This is a genomic window from Marinimicrobium sp. C6131 (assembly GCF_026153455.1).
GTDB lineage: Bacteria > Pseudomonadota > Gammaproteobacteria > Pseudomonadales > Cellvibrionaceae > Marinimicrobium.
The window spans coordinates 4,097,454-4,119,505 of sequence record NZ_CP110629.1; the positions used below are offsets into that span (position 1 = coordinate 4,097,454).

19 protein-coding genes are annotated in these 22,052 nt (G+C 56.6%); 16 read left to right on the plus strand and 3 right to left on the minus strand.

The window, feature by feature from the left end; all coding sequences use genetic code 11:
• The first annotated feature begins 27 nt into the window (after positions 1-27).
• From OOT55_RS17290 to OOT55_RS17320, 7 genes are all read left to right on the plus strand, one after another.
• Positions 28-390: a hypothetical protein gene (locus OOT55_RS17290; protein WP_265367066.1), complete on the plus strand. Its 363-nt coding sequence runs from the start codon at positions 28-30 to the stop codon at positions 388-390.
• A gap of 60 nt (positions 391-450) precedes the next feature.
• On the plus strand, positions 451-1,776 hold the full coding sequence (locus OOT55_RS17295) for a TolC family protein (protein ID WP_265367067.1): 1,326 nt from the start codon (positions 451-453) through the stop codon (positions 1,774-1,776).
• A 3-nt stretch (positions 1,777-1,779) separates the two neighbouring features.
• Complete coding sequence (locus OOT55_RS17300; protein ID WP_265367068.1) at positions 1,780-3,012, plus strand: efflux RND transporter periplasmic adaptor subunit; 1,233 nt, start codon at positions 1,780-1,782, stop codon at positions 3,010-3,012.
• Positions 3,013-3,026: 14 nt separating this feature from the next.
• On the plus strand, positions 3,027-6,134 hold the full coding sequence (locus tag OOT55_RS17305) for an efflux RND transporter permease subunit (RefSeq protein ID WP_265367069.1): 3,108 nt from the start codon (positions 3,027-3,029) through the stop codon (positions 6,132-6,134).
• 145 nt (positions 6,135-6,279) lie between these two features.
• Positions 6,280-7,152, plus strand: coding sequence for a HupE/UreJ family protein (locus OOT55_RS17310; RefSeq protein WP_265367070.1), 873 nt, complete (start codon positions 6,280-6,282; stop codon positions 7,150-7,152).
• 25 nt (positions 7,153-7,177) lie between these two features.
• The gene (locus tag OOT55_RS17315) at positions 7,178-7,528 is read left to right on the plus strand and encodes a DUF6488 family protein (RefSeq protein ID WP_265367071.1); all 351 of its coding nucleotides are present in this window, start codon (positions 7,178-7,180) and stop codon (positions 7,526-7,528) included.
• 7 nt (positions 7,529-7,535) lie between these two features.
• Positions 7,536-7,895, plus strand: coding sequence for a DUF3147 family protein (locus OOT55_RS17320; protein WP_265367072.1), 360 nt, complete (start codon positions 7,536-7,538; stop codon positions 7,893-7,895).
• Between the two features lie 373 nt (positions 7,896-8,268).
• Here OOT55_RS17320 and merR read toward each other — a convergent pair whose 3' ends face one another.
• Positions 8,269-8,682, minus strand: a complete 414-nt coding sequence (gene merR / locus OOT55_RS17325; protein ID WP_265367073.1) for an Hg(II)-responsive transcriptional regulator — start codon at positions 8,680-8,682, stop codon at positions 8,269-8,271.
• A gap of 73 nt (positions 8,683-8,755) precedes the next feature.
• Here merR and merT point away from each other — a divergent pair, with 73 nt between their 5' ends.
• The 9 genes from merT (at position 8,756) to OOT55_RS17370 (ending at position 20,330) form a co-directional block, all read left to right on the plus strand.
• Entirely contained in the window at positions 8,756-9,112 is a 357-nt protein-coding gene (gene merT / locus OOT55_RS17330; protein WP_265367074.1) for a mercuric ion transporter MerT, read from the plus strand.
• Positions 9,113-9,127: 15 nt separating this feature from the next.
• On the plus strand, positions 9,128-9,418 hold the full coding sequence (merP, locus tag OOT55_RS17335) for a mercury resistance system periplasmic binding protein MerP (protein WP_265367075.1): 291 nt from the start codon (positions 9,128-9,130) through the stop codon (positions 9,416-9,418).
• A gap of 11 nt (positions 9,419-9,429) precedes the next feature.
• Positions 9,430-10,836: a mercury(II) reductase gene (gene merA / locus OOT55_RS17340; protein WP_416140965.1), complete on the plus strand. Its 1,407-nt coding sequence runs from the start codon at positions 9,430-9,432 to the stop codon at positions 10,834-10,836.
• A gap of 1,589 nt (positions 10,837-12,425) precedes the next feature.
• The gene (locus OOT55_RS17345) at positions 12,426-13,787 is read left to right on the plus strand and encodes a TolC family protein (RefSeq protein ID WP_265367076.1); all 1,362 of its coding nucleotides are present in this window, start codon (positions 12,426-12,428) and stop codon (positions 13,785-13,787) included.
• Complete coding sequence (locus tag OOT55_RS17350; protein WP_265367077.1) at positions 13,784-14,911, plus strand: efflux RND transporter periplasmic adaptor subunit; 1,128 nt, start codon at positions 13,784-13,786, stop codon at positions 14,909-14,911. Before OOT55_RS17345 ends, OOT55_RS17350 begins: the two co-directional genes overlap by 4 nt.
• Positions 14,912-14,926: 15 nt before the next feature.
• A complete protein-coding gene (locus OOT55_RS17355) occupies positions 14,927-18,034 on the plus strand; it encodes an efflux RND transporter permease subunit (protein WP_265367078.1) in 3,108 nt (1,035 codons plus the stop codon).
• A 9-nt stretch (positions 18,035-18,043) separates the two neighbouring features.
• Positions 18,044-18,385 (plus strand): P-II family nitrogen regulator, encoded by a 342-nt coding sequence (locus OOT55_RS17360; RefSeq protein ID WP_265367079.1) that lies wholly within the window; start codon positions 18,044-18,046, stop codon positions 18,383-18,385.
• Between the two features lie 59 nt (positions 18,386-18,444).
• Entirely contained in the window at positions 18,445-19,323 is an 879-nt protein-coding gene (locus tag OOT55_RS17365; protein ID WP_265367080.1) for a cation diffusion facilitator family transporter, read from the plus strand.
• Positions 19,320-20,330, plus strand: a complete 1,011-nt coding sequence (locus tag OOT55_RS17370) for an arsenic resistance protein (protein ID WP_265367081.1) — start codon at positions 19,320-19,322, stop codon at positions 20,328-20,330. Before OOT55_RS17365 ends, OOT55_RS17370 begins: the two co-directional genes overlap by 4 nt.
• Before the next feature lie 197 nt (positions 20,331-20,527).
• Here OOT55_RS17370 and radC read toward each other — a convergent pair whose 3' ends face one another.
• A complete protein-coding gene (gene radC / locus OOT55_RS17375; RefSeq protein WP_265367082.1) occupies positions 20,528-21,037 on the minus strand; it encodes a RadC family protein in 510 nt (169 codons plus the stop codon).
• A gap of 83 nt (positions 21,038-21,120) precedes the next feature.
• Positions 21,121-22,002: a hypothetical protein gene (locus OOT55_RS17380; RefSeq protein WP_265367083.1), complete on the minus strand. Its 882-nt coding sequence runs from the start codon at positions 22,000-22,002 to the stop codon at positions 21,121-21,123.
• Positions 22,003-22,052: the final 50 nt, after the last annotated feature.

Below are 22,052 nucleotides of genomic sequence, written 5' to 3' on the forward strand. Positions count from 1 at the left end.
CTACGTTTTAAGAGGTTGTTCGCTTTAATGAAGAATCGTTGGTTAACCATCGTGCTGGCTCTGGTGATTGCTCTGCAGTCACTGGCGGCTATTGGCGATACAAACCAGCCTCATTATTCTACGACGCCTCATCATGATCATGGGCATTCCCATGAAGTGGCCGTCATTGACTCAAGCACTTTGGATACAGATCCGTCCTCCTCTTTCTCGCCAGACTCCTCGCTGGACCATTCATCGGACCATAATCATCAAAACCACGCTCACTTCCATATGGTGCTGGTAAGTGGCACGGATATTACAGTGTTATCTGCTGGTCAGCTTTTGCCCGACTACCAAGCCCAACATAGGTCAATCATACCTCCTTCCCTGTTCCGCCCTCCCATCGCCTAATCCTACGATTGATCCCATTCGGGACACTTTTGTTATTTAAGTCTTCGTAGGAGAAGTTACATGCTTTTTTGTAAGCCCATGAGCTCTGGGCGGCGTTTACTGCCGCGCAAGCTCTATATGCACGTCTTATGGCTCTGCACTCTGGCATTCAATATTGCCGGTGTCCAAGCTGAAGAGACACCCATCAGCCTCGCCAATGCCTTGTCCCGGACAATGGCTCAGAATCCCAGTCTGCAGGTGTTTGACTTTCGACTGCAGGGGCTTGAGGGACGCCGACTGTCAGCCGATCAGGCACCAGCCTATGTGGCGGGACTGGAGGTGGAAAATGTCCTCGGTAGTGGTGACCTTAGAGGGGCTGACGGGGCTGAATATACCCTGTCACTTTCTTCGGTCATTGAATTGGGAGGCAAGCGTCAGGCTCGTACTGGCGTTGTGAACTCCCGATATGATCTCGTAAAGGCCGAACGGGAAGCCGAGACTCTGGAACTGTTGGGCGAGGTGACGCAACGCTATGTCGCCACTCTGGCTCTGCAGAAAAAGCTCGACTTATCCGCTCAGGCCACGGAATTGAGCGAGACCACCCTGAACACAGTTACCCAACGCGCCAAACAGGGCGCTGCACCTGAAGCCGAAGTTTTACGCGCCAAGGCGGCTCTTGCCCAAAGCCAGCTCGCCCACGACGCTCTGCAAATCGAGTACGAGAAGCGGAAAGTGGCACTGGCCTCACTGTGGGGGGAAACACGGGTGGATTTTCATCGGTTGCAGGGCGATCTGTTCCGGTTTGAGCCTAGCGAGCGGTTCGAGGTGCTCTACCAGCAAGCCCGCGAGAGCCCGATGATTCGAGTCTATGCCAGCGAGCGGCGTATGCGCGAGGCTGAGATCCGCCTGGCACGAAGCCAATCGGAAAGCGACATTCGCTGGCAGCTTGGTGCTCGTCGTTTCGAGGAGTCGGGTGAAGCTGCGCTGGTGGCGGGAATGTCTGTGCCGCTGTTTTCCGGATCTCGAAACCGGGGTGAGGTGCAATCGGCCATGGCGGCACGCAATGAGGTGGAGTACCGCCAACAGAGCGCGCTGCTGCAACTGCACGCCCTGCTGTTCGACGCTTACCATACCCGTCAACAAAACATTGATGCGGTTGAGCGGCTGCGCTCCACTGTCCTGCCCGATCTCACGAAAGCCCTCGAGCTCACCCAAAAAGCCTATGAGCGCGGCCGCTACAGCTATGTGGAGTGGACCGCCGCGCAGCGTGAACTGCTTTCGGCCCGCGAGGCACTCGTCGAAGCAGCCGCAACGGCGCTGCTCAATCAAGCTATTATCGAACAGCTCACGGCGCAGCCCATGACTCAAGGCCAGGCTACGCCCGCTAACCAAACACAGGATTATTGAACTATGCAACTGATAAAACCACTCTACTGGATACTGGTAGGCACCTGTCTGGCCGTCAGCCCCCTGTTAGCGGCGCAAGATCGGGACGATGCTTCTAACGAAGCACAACAGACTGCGCCCGAAACCAAAGGCCCTCATGGTGGCCTCTTGCTCGAGCGGGACAGCACTACTGTCGAACTACAGATTTTCGAGCAAGGTGTTCCTCCAGAATATCGTGCCTGGGTGACAAAGGACGGCAAGCCCATGACCGATGGGATTGACCTCAACGTTCAACTCACTCGTTTGGGCGGACAAGAGGATACCTTTGATTTTGCCTTCCAGGGAGACTATTGGCTGGGGAATGGCGTGGTGACCGAGCCCCATTCGTTCGACGTCGAAGTAACGCTTAATCAGAACGGCGAGCAATACCATTGGCAGTGGGAATCACACGAAGGCCGGACCCGTATTCCCGCTGATATTGCGAAAAAGGCCGGAATCCAAACAAACGAGGCCGGTCCGGGCTCAATTGAGCGAACGCTGACCACTTACGGGCAACTGACCATTGCACCGGAACAGATCGCGCGGGTGCGCGCTCGCTTTCCCGGCGTTATCACCAAAGTCAATGTTCGTTTGGGGGACCGTATCGCCAAAGGTGATCTACTGGCACAAGTAGAGTCCAACGAAAGTCTCAAAATCTATGACCTGCGCTCACCCATAGATGGCGTGGTGACCGAGCGCCAGATCAGTGTTGGCGAAATCGCCGGGGAACAGCCACTGTTTGCCATCGCAAATTTAGCGACCTTGTGGGCGGAACTTCGGGTGTTTCCGGGCCAGCGAACCCAAGTGGCGGTTGGCCAAAAAGTCTTTTTGAAGGCCGAGGGCGTCGATGAGCAAGCTACCGTCAACCACCTGCTGCCTTCCCCTGACAATGCCCCCTATACCCTGGTCCGTGTGGAAGTGGACAATCCGGACGGCACTCTGAGCCCTGGCTTGCTGGTGGCAGGAGACATAGTGGTAGAAGCCCTTGATGTGCCGCTGGCGGTCGAAAACAGGGCGCTGCAGACTTTTCGTGATTGGACTGTGGTGTTTGCCCAGGTGGACGATGCCTACGAGATCCGCCCGCTTGAGCTGGGCCGTAGTGACGGCACCCTGACCGAGGTGTTGGACGGGCTGCAGGCGGGTGACCGCTATGTGGTGGACAACAGCTATCTGATCAAGGCCGATATCGAAAAATCCGGCGCATCCCACGACCACTAACCCAGGAGCCTATGATGATCAATGCCATCTTACGCTTCTCGGTAGAGCGGCGGTTTTTAACCCTATCCCTTATTCTAGTGCTGGTCGGTGTGGGCCTTTGGAGCTTTCAGCGCCTACCCATCGATGCGGTGCCGGACATCACCAACGTCCAGGTGCAGATCAATACCGAGGCGCCGGGGTATTCGCCCCTGGAGGCGGAACAGCGCATCACATTCCCGGTGGAAACGGCCCTGTACGGCTTGCCCGACTTGTCTTATACCCGCTCAATATCCCGCTATGGCCTGTCCCAGGTCACCGTTGTATTCGAGGAAGGCACGGACATCTATTTCGCCCGTAACCTGATTGATGAGCGTCTCGGCTCCATCAAAAATGCATTGCCGCCAGGCCTTGAGCCCGAAATGGGGCCCATCGCGACCGGGCTCGGCGAGATATTGATGTACACCGTGGAAGCCTTGCCCGGCGCCACCCAGCCTGACGGCAGTCCTTTAGATGCCACGGCCTTGCGAGAAATTCAGGATTGGATCATTAAGCCCCAGTTGGCTCAGGTGCCTGGGGTGATCGAGATCAACACCATTGGCGGCTACAACAAGCAGTACCACGTCACGCCTTCACCACAGCAGTTGTTGCAATTCGGCGTCACCATGGATGAGGTAATGAGGGCCCTGCGGGCCAACAACGCCAACCGGGGGGCCGGCTATATCGAGCGCAACGGACAACAGCTGTTGGTACGCTCCCCAGGACAGCTGGCCACCATCACTGAAATCGAGCAGGTGGTCATTACCAATCGCCATGGCGCACCCGTAAAAATCAGTGATGTGGCCGAGGTAGCCATTGGCAAGGAGCTCCGCACCGGGGCCGCCACCCGCGACGGCCAGGAAACGGTGCTGGGCACGGCCATGATGCTGGTGGGAGAAAACTCCCGCGCCGTCGCGAAGGCGGTGGCCGAAAAACTGGAGGCCATCCAGCCCTCACTGCCTGAAGGGGTCAAGGTGGAGGCGGTGTACAACCGCACGACCCTGGTGGACAAGGCTATCGCCACGGTGGAGAAGAACCTGCTCGAAGGGGCGCTGCTGGTGATCGTGGTGCTGTTTCTGTTACTCGGCAACCTGCGTGCCGCCCTGATCACGGCGGCGGTAATTCCTTTGTCCATGCTCGCCACCATCACCGGCATGGTGCAAACGGGCGTGTCGGCCAACCTGATGAGCTTGGGCGCCCTGGACTTTGGCCTGATCGTCGACGGCGCCGTGATCATTGTCGAGAACTGTATTCGGCGGTTGTCCCAGGCCCAACATAACGGCCAGCTGCCATTGCGGGAACGGCTTCAGTTAGTGTACGAGGCCACCAACGAAGTCATTCGCCCCAGTCTGTTCGGCGTCGCCATCATTACCGTGGTGTACTTGCCAATCTTTTCACTCACCGGCGTTGAAGGCAAGATGTTCCACCCCATGGCGGCCACCGTGGTCATGGCGCTGCTGTCCGCCATGGTACTGTCGTTGACCGTGGTCCCTGCCGCGGTAGCGGTGTTCCTGCGCGGCAAAATCAGTGAAAAGGAAAGTCCGGTAATCCGGGGCGCCAAGTCGCTCTACAGGCCAGCCTTGTTGGTCGCTATGAAGTTTCGTTGGCTGGTATTGGGCGGCGCAACCGCGCTGGTGGCCATCTGTATCTGGCTGGCGACCACCCTGGGGTCGGAGTTTATTCCGCAACTCGACGAAGGGGATATCGCGTTGCACGCTCTGCGCATCCCGGGCACGGGGCTGGAGCAATCCATCGAGATGCAGTCGCAGCTGGAAGAGCGGCTGAAGGCCTTTCCCGAGGTGGACAAGGTGTTCGCCAAGATCGGCACGCCGGAAGTGGCCACCGACCCCATGCCCCCCAGCGTCGCGGATAACTTTGTCGTCCTCAAGCCTCGCGACCAGTGGCCCAATCCCGACAAGACGAAGGATGAACTGGTGGCGGAAATGGAGGAAGCCGTGACCCAACTGCCGGGCAACAAATACGAGTTCACCCAGCCCATTGAAATGCGCTTTAACGAGCTGATCTCGGGGGTACGGGCCGATCTCGGGATCAAGGTGTTTGGCGATGATATGGATCAGTTGCTGGCGTCGGCACTGGAAGTTCAGGAAGTGCTCGAAACCGTCGAGGGTGCGGCGGATATCCAGGTCGAACAGGTCACGGGGTTACCCATGTTGTCGGTGCATCCCAAACGCATGGTTCTGTCGCGTTACGGCTTGAATGTCGAAGACGTACAAGCACTGGTGGCGACCGGTATCGGTGGTGAAAACGCCGGGTTGATCTACGAGGGCGACCGCCGCTTTGAGTTGGTGGTACGCCTGCCGGAAACAATCAGGCGCGACATCGACAGCCTGGCCTTTCTGCCCATTCCTTTGCAGGACGGCGGTTATGTACCGCTATCGGAAGTCGCCGAGCTGGAACTGGCGCCGGCACCCAATCAGATCAGCCGGGAAAACGGCAAACGGCGGGTGGTAGTCACCGCCAACGTGCGCGACCGCGACCTGGGCGGATTTGTCGAGGAAGCCCAAGCGCGCATCGCACAGGAGGTGGACTTGCCAGATGGGTACTGGCTGGATTACGGCGGTACCTTTGAGCAATTGCAATCGGCCAGCGCGCGTCTCGCCCTTGTTGTACCCATTACCCTGGCGATCATCATCGGCCTGCTGATCATGGCGTTCGGTTCGGTGAAAGACGCGTTGATTATTTTCACCGGCGTACCGCTTGCGCTCACGGGCGGAGTCTTGTCGCTGTGGTTGCGGGACATGCCGCTGTCGATCTCGGCCGGCGTGGGCTTTATCGCGCTCTCCGGCGTGGCGGTGCTCAATGGGTTAGTGATGGTGGCTTTCATTCGCGACCTGTGGCGGGAACAAGGAGATCTCATCACGGCGATTGTGGAAGGGGCGCTGGTTCGCCTGCGGCCAGTCCTGATGACGGCCCTGGTGGCGAGCCTCGGCTTTGTTCCCATGGCGCTCAACACCGGCACCGGCGCGGAAGTACAGCGTCCGCTGGCGACCGTGGTGATCGGGGGGATTATCTCGTCGACCTTGCTGACGCTGTTCGTGCTCCCGGTGCTGTACGCGCTGTTGCACCGGAAGAAAGCGGAAGCATAGCGGACTCGAACAGGCTTCGGGCGCGCCTGGAGCCTGTTTCCGCAACGAAACCCTGGCGGGCGTAGCGCAACTGTGGGCGCGCCTGCCACTCAATTCCATAATCACGTGTGATCGCCTCGATCATCACGACCAAGGTTAAGACATTATGCTTAAACTGTTATTTGTCGCCGTCGCGTCCCTTGCCAGTGTCACGGCCTGGGCACATGGCATGTCGGCGGAAGATCAAGCCCGGATACTCAATGCGGGCTACCTGGAGTACATCCGGCTTGGCGCCACCCATATGCTGAGCGGCTATGATCATTTGTTGTTTCTGTTCGGCGTCATGTTCTTTTTGACGCGCTTTAGCGAGATCATCAAGTTCATCACCGCCTTCACCATCGGCCATTCCATTACCCTGGTGTTCGCCACACTGTTCGGAATTACCGCCAATTACTACCTGATTGATGCGGTGATTGCGCTGACCGTCTGTTACAAAGCCTTCGACAACCTCGGCGGCTTTCAGAAACACTTGCAAATGAAATCCCCGAACCTGACCTGGATGGTGTTTGCCTTTGGTTTGATTCACGGGTTTGGCTTGTCCACCCGGCTTCAGCAGTTGCCGCTGGGCGACGATGGTCTGGTGTTCAAAATATTGTCGTTCAATGTCGGCGTTGAAGTGGGACAGATTGTGGCCTTATGTGTCATGTTGGCCGTGCTTATGGTGTGGCGAAAAACCGCATCGTTTGAGCGCTTCAGCAAAGCTTCCAACGTGGCGCTGATGCTTGCCGGTGGCCTGTTGCTACTGATGCAGTTGCATGGGTTTCAGCACACGCAGTACCCGGATGATTTTCCGCTCAACCGGGATGATCACCAACATACCCACGAAGACATGGCGGATAAAAAAGCACCGCTATCGAGCTACCCAAGGCGCCTCGAATTACGAGGGCCACCCGCCGACACAGAGGGCGAAGAGGCTGCTGAACAAACCAGTGAACCTGAAGTCCATCGCCACGAGGGCGGTGAACCCCATTCGCATTAATCATATTAAAATTCGAGGAACCCTTATGAAGCTCTTTACCGTCATTTTCACACTTGTTTTATTGGTCGGATCTCAACAGGTGCTTGCACACAGTGACCATGCCCATAAATCGATTTCAGAAACATCGGCGCTTGAGCGTGGCAGAGCGGCAACTACGCAGCTAACCGAGAAAGATGCAGGATTAGGCTTCGGAAAGCTTCCCGAAAGCTGGAAGGTGGTTCCTGAAGACGCCGTAAAAATCCATAAGAAAGGCAGCGGTTATTTCATCGTATCGGTCACCAATCGGGCTGAACCTCAAACACTTTACGTGCTCCTATCGAGTGACGGGGGAGTTTACGATGTGAATTTTACGGGTGAATTCGACGGTTTGGAGTAGAGCATACATGACATGGCATTGGATCATAACCAAATATCTGATTACCGCTGCTGTCGTGGTAGTGGTTTCCGAGGTCGCTAAACGTAGCGACAAGCTGGGTGCTTTGGTTGCGGCACTACCGTTGGTCACGATTCTGGCTCTGATTTGGTTGCATGTCGAAACGCAGTCGCCAGAAAAAGTGGCCAATCACGCGTGGTATACGTTCTGGTACGTGGTGCCTACACTTCCCATGTTTTTAGTGTTTCCGACGTTGCTTCCCCGAATCGGCTTTTGGCCTACGCTGCTAGCCAGTGCTTTAGTGACCGCTGCCTGTTTTTGGCTGTTTTCGTTACTGGTTGGGCAGTTTGGTATTGAGCTGAGGCCGTAGATGAGTTGCCTGACCTTTTGTCAGTCGGACTTCTGCAATGGATCCGGTGCCACTCTGGCCTTGTTCGTGCTTTTAATAGCACGGGCACAGGTCAGTCCGGTGGTCGATTACTGAAAGTGTGGGTAATGATTCGCAAGACAAAGCACCGTATTGTCGGGGCCGAGGGCTGTCGTTGGAGGCCATTGGCCGCGAGCAGAGTTTCCTGCGAAAGTACCTGGGGTTGGAAGAGGTCAATTCCGGTGGAACCATTCGTGCAGTAAGCTCCTGAATGAGCACAGGGGCTTACCCTCAGCCGCTCGATACGTAAGCCTTCACCACTTACAGGTATTGTCATGAAGTAAGTCCAGCTTTGAAAACGGTATGTGCCAACTTTTTATCCGACCCCTTCATGTAGTGAGGCAATTAAAGGGCAGGAGATATTGCTATCCTGCGCGCAGCACTGATCAACCAAGTTGTTCAGTACCGCCTCGATTTGCCTCAGCTTGTTGATCTTCTCTCGCACGTCGTGCAATTTCCGCTCAGCGAGAACACTTACTTCGTGACAGTGGGCGCCATCATCCAACTGAAGCAGCTCATGGATCTCATCAAGGCTGAAACCCAATTGCTGCGACGTTTTCACAAACTTCAACCTGTCGATATCGGTGATGCCATAGCGTCGAATACCGCTTGGAGGCCGTTGAGGCTCAGGTATTAGTCCTCGGCGCTGGTAATAGCGAATGGTTTCAACTGAGACATTTGCTGCCTCGGCCAAACCACCAATGGTCAACGAGTTCGCTTTATCGGGCATAGGCCTTGACTCCGTAGCTGACTACGGTAGTAACTTTATCCCATCAAACACACTCATGAAAGGTGTAGTCGTCATGTCACATTCAAGCTCGGGGCGTGGTCCTCTGGCTCTGATCACCGGAGGAGTAGCGGCGCTGTTAGCATCGGCCTGTTGTATTGGGCCTCTGGTATTGATCACCTTGGGCGTTTCTGGGGCCTGGATCGGCAACTTGACGGCACTCGAACCCTATCGACCGTTATTCATCGGCATTGCCGTGGTGGCCATGTTCTTTGCTTGGCGTCAGGTCTATCGGCAGGTGGGAAAGTGCCAGCAGGGGGAGGTGTGTGCGGTTCCGCGAGATCGAGTAGCCTATAAGGCGATTTTCTCGGCAGTGTCAGCGCTGGTTCTGATCGCCCTGGTGTTTCCCTACGTCTTGCCTTTGTTCTATTGATAGAGGAAATGTCCCATGAAAGCACGTGTAGCCTTCATTGCGTTGCTCGCTATGCTCATCAGTACGCCCGCCCTGGCAGATGAGGAATCCGTCACCCTGTCGGTGCCGGGCATGACCTGTGCCGCCTGTCCGATCACGGTCAAAACTGCCCTTAACAAGGTGAAAGGTGTATTGCGGGTAGAGGTGGACTACCCGAAACGGGAAGCTGTGGTCAGCTTCGACGACGTAAAAACGTCCGTGGAGGTGTTGACCGAGGCCACGGGCAATGCTGGCTATCCCTCTTCCCTGAAGCGTTCGAAGGAGTAGGAGTTTTCCAAGTGAGCAATGATAACCCCCTACACATTGCCGTCATCGGCAGTGGAGGGGCGGCCATGGCGGCCGCCTTGAAGGCGGCCGAGCGAGGAGCGCGCGTTACCCTGATTGAGCGTGACACGATTGGTGGTACCTGCGTGAATGTTGGATGCGTACCCTCGAAAATAATGATTCGGGCCGCCCATGTTGCGCACCTGCGCAAGGAGAGCACTTTTGACGGGGGCGTGAGTGCCAAGCCACCTCTGGTGGACCGGGAGAGGCTCCTTCAACAACAGCAGGCCCGTGTTCAGGAGCTGCGTGAGGCCAAATATGAAAGGATACTGCGTGATCACTCTGCGATCACGGTTCTCAATGGCGAGGCTAGGTTTGCCGATGCCAATAGTCTGACGGTCAAACTGACTGAGGGAGGTGAGCAAACGGTCCGTTTTGATCGTGCTTTTATTGGTACTGGGGCCCGTCCGGCAGTGCCACCTATAACCGGGCTGGCGAAGACGCCCTATTTGACGTCGACCAGTGCATTGGCACTCGATACATTACCCGAACGGTTGATCGTCATTGGTGCTGGCTTCGTTGCTCTGGAGCTGGCTCAGGCGTTCGCGAGACTGGGCAGCGAGGTCACTGTGTTGGCCCGTAGCCGTTTGCTATCCGGTGAAGATCCTGCTATCGGAGAGCAAATGGAGATAGCCTTTCAGCGAGAAGGCATCGAAGTAGTCAACCAAGCCCAGACCAGCCGTGTCGAGTACACCGATGACGAGTTCAAGGTCGACATCAAGGTCGGCACATTACGGGCAGATCAACTACTGGTGGCAACGGGCAGAGCACCCAATACCGAAAGTCTAAACTTGGAGGGCGTCGGCGTGGAAACAATGCGTGGCGCGATTCAAGTGGATGAATATCTGCAAACCACGGTTCCAGGAATCTATGCGGCCGGTGACTGCACTGATCAGCCAGAGTTTGTCTATGTTGCCGCCGCAGGGGGTAGCCGGGCTGCGATCAATATGACCGGAGGCGAGGCGACCCTGGACCTTAGTGCCATGCCGAGCGTGATGTTTACCGATCCTCAGGTCGCCACCGTCGGTCTGACGGAAGCTGAGGCGTTCAAGCAGGGTATCAATGCGGACACTCGCTGCCTTGCCCTAGAGAACGTGCCGCGTGCTTTGGTTAATTTCGATACCGGTGGTTTTATCAAGATGGTCGCCGAGAGCGATTCCGGCCGACTGTTGGGCGTGCAGGCAGTGGCGGGAGAAGCTGGTGAGCTGATTCAAACGGCGGTGATGGCGCTGCGGTCAGGCATGGCGGTTCAGGAAATTGGAAATGAACTGTTTCCCTACTTGACCATGGTCGAAGGCCTCAAACTGTGCGCACAGACCTTCACCAAGGACGTTCGCCAATTGTCTTGCTGTGCCGGATAGTGCTGCCCCCTTGTCTTGGTTGGCGTTCCCGATGGCCGTATTCGGCGGTCAAAGCAGACTTAAATTAAGAGAAAAAATAATGGCACTCCCGGTACTGGTGGTAACCACAGAGTTTGCAGCTACGAAAGCTTAAATGAAGGTGCATGGCGCCACGAGATTATGGGGCGCATCTACCACGCCGTCCTTGCCTGAACCCAAAAATATCTGGCGCGCTGTAGTCCTTGGTGCCTCACTTGCCCGCCTTGGTCGGCCAACGTCAACTTGGCGAAAGAGTGCTTACATCACAATGACCGTGGGAAGCCGGTTTACTCTCAACGCTGGTATATTGAGAACGATCACGCCGCGCTGCTCGTTTAGCCGGGGTAGTTGAGGGAGAAGCCCTTCGCGGATATCGTGCTGGCCACATGGAGTTCAGGTTCAGAGCATGCCGACGCCTGTCGTGCTGAGGATAGAACGTAAATTTACCGAGCACAGGGGCTTCACTCCGATATGCGGAAGCGATGACTTTACTGATGCTTCGAGGGAGTTGAGCGTAAAGGTAGTGACTGTTTTGAGCGAATCGCTGCCGTGCACGCAATGAACCTCAACAATAGTCAGTCCTAGCCCAGATCCCTCGCTGTTGTTTCTGTGGTTGGACGAATGCTGAATGATTTCAATGATCTGGAACGCTCTCAAACACTGGTGGGTATCGGAATAGTATTGTGCTCAGTTTCCCTGCCGCTATTGTTGCCGAGCTTATCTGGGCGGCCTTGATGGTTCTCAACAGTGAACCCACCCTTCAGTATATTTACGTCTTATCGTATCCATGCATAAGCAAGGTAAGGCAACCTTGAATGCTTCGAACATTTGGCTTAATACTAAAGTGGTCTAATACTTCTGCGCGCCGCGCTAAATCATTAACGTGCCGCAACGAAATGATTTATGACAGGACTGGGCAGATGACACCGGCTCCCATTACCCAGACCTGATTATTGGCACTGTTGCGGGATAACGGTGCCGAGCGTATTTTGGCTCTCAAGGGATAGTTGGTAATCATTGAGTTAGGTCACAGGTCCTGCGACTTACTGCCTTTAGGTAGTGGTGTCTGTAAGGAGCTGTCTCCGACCACGTCTGGTTCAGGATAGGGGCTTGTAATGCTTGGCAGCTTGCGGTTACACTCAGCTTCATGAAAAAGCGCTCCTTCATCCTTTTTTTAATGCTTGTCTCGATCGCGAACCTCGTGTTTGCGGCGGATTGGCATGAGCCGGTGATGGGAGCCGAGATGGCGTTGGAGCAGTCGGTTGACGACGATCACCGCGCGGAGCACTCTCATCCCCCAGGGGGTAGCTGCGCTCATAGCCACAGCTGCCACGCCCACGCCCATTTGTTTTTCGTGAGTATCGGCGGGCACGGAATTGTTCCGACCGCAGCCCACCGCTGGCAGGCGGAACACCTGCCGTTACCTCCTCAGCATTTTATGGCACCCGATGTGCCCCCTCCCATTGCCTAATTCCGCGTCTTAGGACTCAACCGTCGATTTCTGTTGCCCGGAGCTAAACCGGCGCGGATCGGCAATCCTAAATATCATCGGAATATCAGGCAGGTAATGCATGTTTTTTTCTGTACTCACCCGTCCGTCTGGACGGAAAGGGGTGCTGGGGCTTTGGTTGCTATTGTCCCTGGCCGCGGCACCCGCTGGCGCTGATTCGACACCGCTGTCGCTGAACGAGGCGCTGGCCTACACCCTGGAGCGCCACCCTGAATTGGCGCAATTTCCCTATCGTCGCCGAGCGGCTGAAGCTCGTGAGCTTCAGGCGGGCTTAGTTCCCAACCCAGAACTGGCCGTGGAAGTAGAAAACATTGGCGGCAGTGGCCGCTTTTCGGGCACGGACTCGGCCGAAACCTCGCTGGTGCTGAGCCAGCTGATCGAGTTGGGTGGTAAGCGCGATCGGCGGCAGCAGGTCGCCCGCTATCGCTCCGATCTGGTGGACAGCGAATACCGACAAGTCCGCTGGCAGGTGCTCGCGGAATCCGTACGCCGCTTTCTCGGCGTAGCCGAGGCCCAGGAAAACATTCAACTGGCGGAACTGTCGCTGGAGCTGGCCCGGGAAAGCCGGGAAACCATTCGGCATCGTGTCCAGGTAGGAACGACGAATAACGCCTCCCTTCAACGTTCGGCAATCGCCGTTACTCGGGCCGAGCTGGCTGTGACCTCTGCCCGACAGAAACTGGCTTCCGCCCGCGTGGAACTTGCCGCCCAGTGGGGCGAGACTCAACCGGACTTCGAGAGGGTTCACGCCGAGCTCTACGAGCTGGTGGCGTTGCCGGAATTCAACCGAGTTCGTCGTCATTTAGAAAATTCCCCGCAATTGTCCCAGTACATCACCGAAAGACGCCTGCGCGAAGCGGAATTGCAACTGGCCCGCGCCCGGGGCCGACAGGACCTGCGCGTCGGACTGGGCGTCAAGCAGGTGCGGGAAACGGACGATCACGCCTTCACGTTGAGCCTATCCATGCCGATTGGTGTCAGCGATCGCAATCAGGGCGAAATCCGTGCCCAGCGGGCGGAGTATGAGCAACTGGCGCTGGAAGAGAAGGCCGCACGGGTGCACCTGATGGCTCGGCTTCAGCGGTTGTATCAGGAGCTGGCGGTATTTCGCAGTACCGCACTGCGCCTGCGAAACGAGGCGTTGCCTTCCGCGCGTGCAGCACTGGAGAGCATTCGCCGTGGTTATGAGGAAGGGCTCTATACCTACCTGGAGTTGGTGGATGCCCGGCAAGAGCGTCTGGCGGTAGAGCGTGATGCGCTCCAAGCCGCCGTCAACTTCCACCAGACTCTGGTGACTCTCGAACAACTGACTGGCACGGGTTTGACCGGGCAGTGGAAATTGACCCCCGATTCAATAGACGGGGCCTCTGAACCCTACGAACCCCAAACCCGTTTCCTTAAAGAACAAGCAGGTGAATCATGAAGCCGTTGGCATCCTTCTGGATTTTTATGATGAGTATGGCGCTGCCCTTGTCTGTTGGCAGCATAAGCGTGCAGGCTCAGGAAGCCGGTCACGACAATCACGAGCACGAACAAGCGCAGGAAGGGGAAACCCATAACGAAGACAAGAGTGGTGAGCACGACGATCATAGCGAGCACGAGGGCCACAGCGAGGAAGAAGGTCACAGCGATCAGGAATCTGATCACCAAGACCATGGAGAGGACGAAGGAGGCCATGATGAAGCGGGCGGAGGCGCGCACGGGGAGCATGAAGGACACGAGGAACAAAGCGCCTCGGTCGATCCCGAAATGCTTCGGGAATTGGGCGGAGAAATTAGCGTCGCCGGCCCCGGAAAAGTGAGCCAGACCGTGTCTCTGCCAGGGGAGGTGCGCCTGAATAAAGAAGCGGTGGCTCAGGTCAGCCCGCGTTACCCAGCCCAAATTGTCGATGTCAGTGCCCGAATCGGCGATTCCGTAGACGCTGGGGATACCCTGGCCGTTGGCGAGAGCTCCCAGACCCTGCAACGGTTCCCTCTCAAGTCCCTGATTCGCGGCACGGTCATTGATCGGTCCGCGACGCTGGGCGAACAGGTTCAACCCACCGACGCCGCATTCGTTGTGGCGGACCTTTCCACGCTCTGGATCGATATTGCGCTCTATCCACGGCAGATTGGGCGTGTACAGAAAGGCCAGCCGGTGCGCATCACCACGGCGTTCGGTCCCGAGCCTGTCGACACCCGGATCGACTATCTCGATCCCATGGTCAGCGAACAGCTACGAACCGGCCTGGCCCGGATTTATCTTGATAACGCCTCGGGCCAGTGGCGACCCGGCATGTTCATCGAGGCGGAGGTAACGCTGGCCGAGACGGAAGCCGAGGTGGTGGTGCCTCAGACGGCGGTCATCGAGTATCAGGGCCGCCCGGTGATTTTTGTGCGGGAGAGTGACCGTTGGCACCCCAGGGCCGTCACTCTGGGTGCAAAAGATCGGGACCATGTGGTCATCCGGTCTGGCCTCACCTCAGGTGAAGAGTACGTCGCAAAAGGCGGCTTCACTCTGAAAGCGGATTTGCTCAAGAGCGAGTTCGAATCGGGCCACAACCACTAGCACTCGGAGGTTTTTATGCAAGCGATTATTCGAGCGGCGTTGCAGAACCGGCTGCTGGTGGTGGTGATGGCACTGGCCACCGTGATTGGCGGCTATGCCGCCTATCGGAGTCTGCCGGTGGACGCCTACCCGGACATCTCACCCTCGTTGGTACAGGTGTTTGTTGAGACTGAAGGTCTCGCGCCGGAGGAGGTAGAAAAGTATGTGACCTACCCCCTGGAAAGCGCCATGAACGGATTGCCCAAACTGGACCACGTCAGGTCAGTGTCCAATTTTGGGCTGTCGGTAGTGAATATCTATTTCGAGGATGGCACCGACATTTACTTCGCCCGACAACTGGTCAGTGAGCGTCTTCAGCAAGCGCGGGAGGCGATTCCTGACGGGTTTGGTGAGCCGGTCATGGGCCCCATTACGACCGGGCTGGGGCAGATTCTGTTCTATGTTCTGGAAGACACTAGTGGCGACTACAGTCGCACTGACATGCGGGAAATTCAGGACTGGATCGTCAAATTCAACCTGCAAACAGTCAAAGGCGTAACCGAGGTGCTGTCCATTGGTGGTAACGTCAAGCAGTTCCAGGTACGCATTGATCCCGACGCGCTGTTGCGCTATGACATCTCCTTGCCGCAGGTCAAACGGCGGATCGAGGCGAACAATGCGAATGCCGGTGCCCAGTTTATCATCCAGAATGACGAGCAATACATCGTTCGCTCCGTGGGTCTGGCAGAAGACCTGGATGACCTTCGCAACATCGTGGTCAAAAGCGTCGATGGTGTCCCGGTCTATCTCCATCAATTGGGGGAGCTGACCATTGGCGGTGAAATCCGTCGCGGGTTGACCACTAAAGATGGCGAAGGCGAAGCCGTGGTCGGCATGGTGCTCAAGCTGATTGGTGCCAATACTTCCAATGTAATCGGTGCGGTGAAAGACGAGTTGGCCACCATCAATGCCAACTTGCCAGAGGGTATTGAAGTCAGCCCGTATTACGATCAGGCGCAATTGGTCGAGGCCGCCGTTTCCACGGTAACGAATGCGTTACTCCAGGGTATTGCATTGGTCGCGATCGTGTTACTCGCCTTTATGGGGGGGTGGCGACCCAGCTTGGTGGTGGCCCTGTCCATTCCGTTCTCGGTGTGCCTTGCGTTGATTGCCATGAAGTGGTTTGGCATCTCCGCCAACCTCATGTCTCTGGGGGGGCTGGCCATTGCCATCGGCATGATGGTGGACGGCGCTGTGGTGGTGGTCGAGAACATTGATCGGCTGTTGCGCAAGTCCTCTGCGGATGAGTCGCGCCTGCACATAGTGGCGCGGGCCAGTCAGGCGGTAGCGCGGCCCATTCTCTTTGCCATTAGCATCATTATTGTGGTGTTCCTGCCTTTGTTCAGCTTACAAGGTGTGGAGGGGGCGACGTTCCGCCCACTGGCCTACACCGTGTCGCTGGCCATGGTGGGTTCTCTGATTTTCGCGCTGATCGTGGCGCCCGTGGTGGCTTCACTGTTAATGCGTCGACCTAAAGCGGATCAAGCCTCAGAGGAGCCCGGCGGACTGATCGGCTTTATCGCCCGTGGCTACCGGCCACTCGTGCAGGGCGTTATCCGACGCCGTTGGATCGGGGTGACCATTGCGGGCATTGTTCTAGCTGTTGGTGTAGTGGTTGGTCCGCGTCTCGGCTCGGAGTTTGTGCCCCGATTCAACGAGGGTGACTTATTGATCCGGGCCACTATGGCGCCCTCCATCTCGCTGGATAAGGCCAAGCAGTCCATGACGCTGTTTGAACGTCAGTTATTGGAGCGCTTTCCCGAAGTAACCCAGGTAGTGACCCGTATCGGTCGCGGTGAAGTCGGGGCGCATGCCGACCCGGTCAACAGCGCGGAAATTTTTGTTGGACTCAAGCCCAAAGAGCAGTGGCAGACAGCGGAGACGCTCGATGGCCTTTACTCTGCCATGAGTGCCGAGTTTGAAGATTTTCCGGGTACCAAGTTCAACTTCACCCAGCCGATTGCTGCCGCTGTCGATGAACTGCTAACGGGCACGAAGGCCGAGCTAGCTGCGAAGCTGTTTGGCGATGATCTTGACGTTCTGGATCGCAAAGCCACGGAAATTGCCGAGGTGATGCGTCAAGTCGCCGGAGGCGAAGATGTGCAGAAGGACCAGGTGGGTGGTACGCCTCAGGTGCAAATCAAGTTGGACCGGGAGGCCATTGCCCGCTACAACTTAAACGTGTCCGATGTGCAGGAAACCATCAGCATTGCCGTCGGCGGCGACAGCGCCGGACAGGTGTTTGAGGGTATCCGGCGATTTGACATCTACGTGCGCCTGAAAGAGTCTTCACGGGACCGAACCGATGTCATTCGGGATCTGAAAGTCCGAAACGAGCAGGGCCAGCAAGTTCCCCTCAGCGAGCTGGCGAACGTGGAAGAAGTGGTCGGGCCACGACAGGTCACCCGAGAGAACAACCAACGGTTTATCACCGTTCAAGCCAATGTTCGAGACCGGGATATTGGCTCCTATGTGGCCGAGGCGGATCGAATAATTGCCGAGCAGGTGGAGCTTCCGCCGGGCTATTTCCTGAAATGGGGCGGCCAATTCGAGCTTCAGCAACAGGCCAATAAACGCCTGATGGTCGTGGTTCCGATCACTCTGGCGCTGGTGTTTTTCATGCTGTACGCGAACTTCGGTTCGCTGCGCAATGCGCTGTTAATCATGCTTAACATTCCCCTGGCGCTGGTTGGCGGTATTGTGTCGCTGTGGCTGGCGGGGCTTAGCCTGTCGGTGCCCGCCTCGGTGGGTTTCATCGCATTGTTCGGTATTGCGCTGGAAAACGGCTTGGTGCTGGTCAGTTACCTGAACGAGCTGGTGCGTGACGGCGTTCCCATGGCAAAAGCCTGCGTTCAGGGGGCCATGGCGCGCTTGCGCCCGGTCGTTATGACGGCTGTCACCACCGGCCTGGGTCTGGCGCCGTTGCTGTTTGCCACCGGGACGGGGAGCGAGGTGCAACGTCCGTTGGCGGCTGTAGTGATCGGCGGGCTGGTAACCGCCACCATTCTCACGCTGGTGATTCTGCCAGCGCTCTATCCCTGGTTCGCTGATCGCTCAAATGGCGATGACCAGGCAACGTCTTGAGGTGACACCATGCAAGAGATAAAAGCCTATATTAAAGTGCGCAAACTGGAAGCGGTCACGCTGGCCCTGCACCGTCTGGACGGTATCACCGGGATGAGTGTCTCGGATGTTCGTGGGTTCGGGCGCAGCAAGGCGCACAGTAGTGCGACGCGCCCTATTGAGGGAGCGTCGGAATTTTCCGAGCATGTGAAGGTGGAGATCGTTTGTCAGGACCATCTGGTGGATGCGGTCGTGGACCTGCTGAAAACGGAGGCCCATACTGGGCTTAGAGGCGATGGTCGTATTTTTGTGACCGACGTGCGCCGCGCCGTCCGTATCCAGGACGGAGAGGAAGGTGATTCGGTGGCCTGATCGCAGCCCTAGCCGGTCGCCTGGGGCGACCGGCGTTTTCTTTTTTGGGGGGATTAAATATGCATGATCACAGCCACAACCATGGAAATGAAGGTACGCGGATTGGTTGGGCCTTTTTCCTTAACGTTGGCTTTACCATAATCGAGTTCATCGGTGGTGTACTGACTAACAGTACCGCCATCATGGCCGACGCCGTTCACGATCTGGGCGATTCTCTATCCATTGGGTTCTCTTGGCTGTTGGCTCGATTGAGCGGTAAACAGGCTAATGCCAGCTTTACCTATGGCTACCGCCGTTTCTCCTTGTTGGGTTCCTTTATAAATGCTTTAGTGCTCATAGTCGGTTCTGTGTGGATACTTAGCGAAGCGATTCCTCGGCTGGACAATCCTCCCATGCCAATGGCGGGCGGCATGCTGGGTTTAGCGGTTTTTGGTGTGTTCGTCAATGGCTTCGCCGCCTACAAGCTCAGTAAGGGCAAGACATTGAACGAGCGCGTTCTGAATTGGCACCTGCTCGAGGACGTATTGGGTTGGGTGGCGGTTCTGGTTGTGGCGATCATCTTGATGTTTGTCGATTGGCCGATTCTTGATCCCTTGCTTTCTATTGGTTTTACTTTATTCATTCTCTTTAACGTGGGCCGTAACTTCTGGCAGACCGTCAGACTGTTCCTGCAGGCCTCCCCTAGCCCTGAGCTGAAACAAGCGTTAGAGGAAACCTTGCGCTCGCTAACAGGGGTGAACGATGTTCACCACCTCCATCTTTGGTCGCTGGATGGGGAACATCATGTTCTATCGGTTCATATACGCACCTCAAAGATGACGAATATTGAGAATCAGAAGAAGCTGAAAAAAGCTATCTCCAGAGCGTTGACCGATTATGAATTGGCTCACACCACAGTAGAGTTGGAGTTCGATACGGAGGAGTGCAGAGACGGTTGAACACCACTTTGGTAATATGGCCGCTTGAGGCTTTAACCGAAGAGGACAGGGCGGTGCGTGAAGAAATGGAAAAGTATCAGGTATGGCTCTATCTTTTCGCCATTGTGATGGGGATGGTTATCGGGTGGGTAGCACCTGAAACAACCGATGCTTGGGAAGCTATTCTGTGGCCCGTGCTGGGCTTTTTGTTATATACCACCTTTACTCAAGTGCCGATGGTACATCTTGGGCCGGCGTTTCGGGACCGCCGGTTTCTAATAGCACTACTGGCTGGCAATTTCATACTGATTCCCATTCTTGTTGCCTTTTTGCTCCCTCTTGTTCCGGGGGCTGACCCCGCTGTTAGGCTTGGAATACTGTTGGTTTTGCTCGTTCCCTGTACGGACTGGTTTATCAGTTTTACCCACCTCGGGCGTGGCGATGCTGCCCGAGCGATCGCCGCTGCGCCGGTGTTATTGGTGGCACAGTTGGTACTGCTCCCAATCTACCTTTGGCTTTTTATGGATGACCTGGCGGTGGATTTAACCGTTGGTAGCCATCTACTACCCGCTTTTTTGGGTTTGATTGTGACACCACTGGTGCTAGCTTGGCTGACCGAGCAGTTGGCTGAAAAGCGCCGGTTCACTCAACGGTTGGTGCAAAGTTTAGGCTGGTTGCCAGTACCGTTACTCGCAGTGCTGGTTTTTTTGATTGCTGGCTCTCAAGTCAGCCTCGTCATCGAGGAGGGTGGTATCTTGTACTCAGTGCTGGGCATCTTTGTACTTTACCTGGTGGCGGCCGCCCTGATCGGAAAGGGCCTCTGTCGATTGTTTAAGCTTGAGCGCGCGGTTGGTAGAACGCTGACCTTTAGTCTCGGTACACGAAACTCCTTCGTCATGCTGCCGCTGGCCCTATCGTTGCCGGATGCTTGGAGCATGGCCGTCGTCGTGGTTGTATTTCAGTCCCTGGTGGAGTTGTTTGGTATGATTGTGTACCTGCGTTGGGTGCCAGGTCAACTGATCAAATAATCAAGTGGGTCGGACTGTTGATTAAGGCGGGTTTATCTTGGTTATTACTTGGGGCTTTTATAAAGGTCCGGCACCCCCAGTTGGGCCGAAGTAGAATCATGAAATACACCCCAGGGTATGAGTGTTTGGCCAGAAAGAGATAAAAAAATATTTAATGCTACCAATGGAGCACCCGGCGTCCGCCGGGTGCTCAAGCTTCAGATCAACCCCCGCTCCGCAAAACTCACCACCTCATCACTCCCAATCACCATATGGTCAACCACTCGAACATCCACCAGCTGAAGGGCTTCCTTCAGCCGCTCTGTCAGCCGCCGATCGGCGGTGCTGGGCTCGGGGTTGCCGCTAGGGTGGTTATGAACCAATAGCACGGCAGCAGCGTTGTGGCTCAGCGCCGTCTTGACCACTTCACGCGGATGGACGGAAGCGCCGTCGATGGTGCCGTAGAACAGTTTGGCGATATCCAACACGCCGTGGCGGTTGTCCATCAGCACCATGCCAAACACTTCGCGATCCTCTTTGCCAAATGCCACCCGCAGATAGCTGCGGGCCAGGTCGGGGCTGACCAGGTAGTTGCTGCGCAAAAAACGTTCCTGCAGGATCACTTCCGCCCAGTCCAGCACCAGTGCTTCAGACAGGCCATGGTGGTTGTCGGCTTTGTGGGCAGGCGGGTAGAAAGGCAGGGTATCCGGGGTATTTGTTTTGTTCATCAGAATGTCCTCGCATAGGGCGGCCCCCGGCAGCGAATCAACGCCGCCGGTGTATGAGTGGGCCGGTCAGGGGGAGAGAAGAGTTATTGCGCCTTGGCGCGCTGTTCGAGCTTGTCGGCCAAGGAGAGTGGTTGTGCGGTGTTGGCCGGTGGCTTCGTGGTGGCGTCGGGGTAGAACTCCTCCAGAATCACCGGGGTTTCGTCCTCGTCGTCTTCGAAGGCCGAGTTCGCCAGGGCCGACCTTGCCGCTTGATCCAAGGCGTCCTGGTCGTAGCCCGACGCCTGTCGCTGTTGAGCGATCTCTCGGGCCTGGGTGATCGCGGCTTCCAGGGTCAAGCCTTCACGGATACCGAGATCCACATAGAAGATGGGCGTCCGGTGGCTTTGAGTGGTGCTTTTACCGCGTAGCCGAAGCTCCAGTGGCAGGCAGGCCAGCAGTCCGCCGGAGACGGCTTGGAAGTACCTCAGCCGAGCCATCAGGGTGCGGATGCTGTTAAACCCGGTGGTGCGGAAGATGAAGGTGCCCAGTGGGTCGTAGTCACCCACCATCACATTCAGCCGCCCGTAGGGTTTGCACTTGCCACCAGCGGCGAACTGGCAATGCGCGGGAGCCGGGCAGGGCAGTTGCTCCATGCCTTCCTCGTGGCGGCGCCGACACTGCTCACCGTCGCCGGCACAGACCGGCCGGCCGGTGCTTCGATCGAACAGCGTGTACTCGGCCCGGAAGTTCAGGTCCGGATCGCCAAAGGGTAGGGTGACCGGAATCGTGCGCAGCTTGCCGGTCTCGGTCTGATCGCGCAGCTCAGCGTCCAGTGGATGGAGTAACCATCCCTCTGGACTCTGCACCTGGGTGGTTAAGGTGAATTGATCGTCTTTCTCCGGCAGGCGCCTGCCGTCCTTCTCGGTGACACGACCGATACTGATCCGGCCAATGACCGGCGGGGTAATCGCTAGGCCTTTAATCATTGCGGTATCCTCATAGCGTTAAACAAGGGCGAGCCGCAAAACGGCTCACC

What these genes read in the sequence shown, in the direction of transcription:
- OOT55_RS17290 (WP_265367066.1), top strand. Translation starts at nt 28, where the DNA reads ATGAAGAATCGTTGGTTAACCATCGTGCTGGCTCTGGTGATTGCTCTG.
- OOT55_RS17295 (WP_265367067.1), top strand. Translation starts at nt 451, where the DNA reads ATGCTTTTTTGTAAGCCCATGAGCTCTGGGCGGCGTTTACTGCCGCGC.
- OOT55_RS17300 (WP_265367068.1), top strand. Translation starts at nt 1,780, where the DNA reads ATGCAACTGATAAAACCACTCTACTGGATACTGGTAGGCACCTGTCTG.
- OOT55_RS17305 (WP_265367069.1), top strand. Translation starts at nt 3,027, where the DNA reads ATGATCAATGCCATCTTACGCTTCTCGGTAGAGCGGCGGTTTTTAACC.
- OOT55_RS17310 (WP_265367070.1), top strand. Translation starts at nt 6,280, where the DNA reads ATGCTTAAACTGTTATTTGTCGCCGTCGCGTCCCTTGCCAGTGTCACG.
- OOT55_RS17315 (WP_265367071.1), top strand. Translation starts at nt 7,178, where the DNA reads ATGAAGCTCTTTACCGTCATTTTCACACTTGTTTTATTGGTCGGATCT.
- OOT55_RS17320 (WP_265367072.1), top strand. Translation starts at nt 7,536, where the DNA reads ATGACATGGCATTGGATCATAACCAAATATCTGATTACCGCTGCTGTC.
- merR (WP_265367073.1), bottom strand. Translation starts at nt 8,682, where the DNA reads ATGCCCGATAAAGCGAACTCGTTGACCATTGGTGGTTTGGCCGAGGCA.
- merT (WP_265367074.1), top strand. Translation starts at nt 8,756, where the DNA reads ATGTCACATTCAAGCTCGGGGCGTGGTCCTCTGGCTCTGATCACCGGA.
- merP (WP_265367075.1), top strand. Translation starts at nt 9,128, where the DNA reads ATGAAAGCACGTGTAGCCTTCATTGCGTTGCTCGCTATGCTCATCAGT.
- OOT55_RS17345 (WP_265367076.1), top strand. Translation starts at nt 12,426, where the DNA reads ATGTTTTTTTCTGTACTCACCCGTCCGTCTGGACGGAAAGGGGTGCTG.
- OOT55_RS17350 (WP_265367077.1), top strand. Translation starts at nt 13,784, where the DNA reads ATGAAGCCGTTGGCATCCTTCTGGATTTTTATGATGAGTATGGCGCTG.
- OOT55_RS17355 (WP_265367078.1), top strand. Translation starts at nt 14,927, where the DNA reads ATGCAAGCGATTATTCGAGCGGCGTTGCAGAACCGGCTGCTGGTGGTG.
- OOT55_RS17360 (WP_265367079.1), top strand. Translation starts at nt 18,044, where the DNA reads ATGCAAGAGATAAAAGCCTATATTAAAGTGCGCAAACTGGAAGCGGTC.
- OOT55_RS17365 (WP_265367080.1), top strand. Translation starts at nt 18,445, where the DNA reads ATGCATGATCACAGCCACAACCATGGAAATGAAGGTACGCGGATTGGT.
- radC (WP_265367082.1), bottom strand. Translation starts at nt 21,037, where the DNA reads ATGAACAAAACAAATACCCCGGATACCCTGCCTTTCTACCCGCCTGCC.
- OOT55_RS17380 (WP_265367083.1), bottom strand. Translation starts at nt 22,002, where the DNA reads ATGATTAAAGGCCTAGCGATTACCCCGCCGGTCATTGGCCGGATCAGT.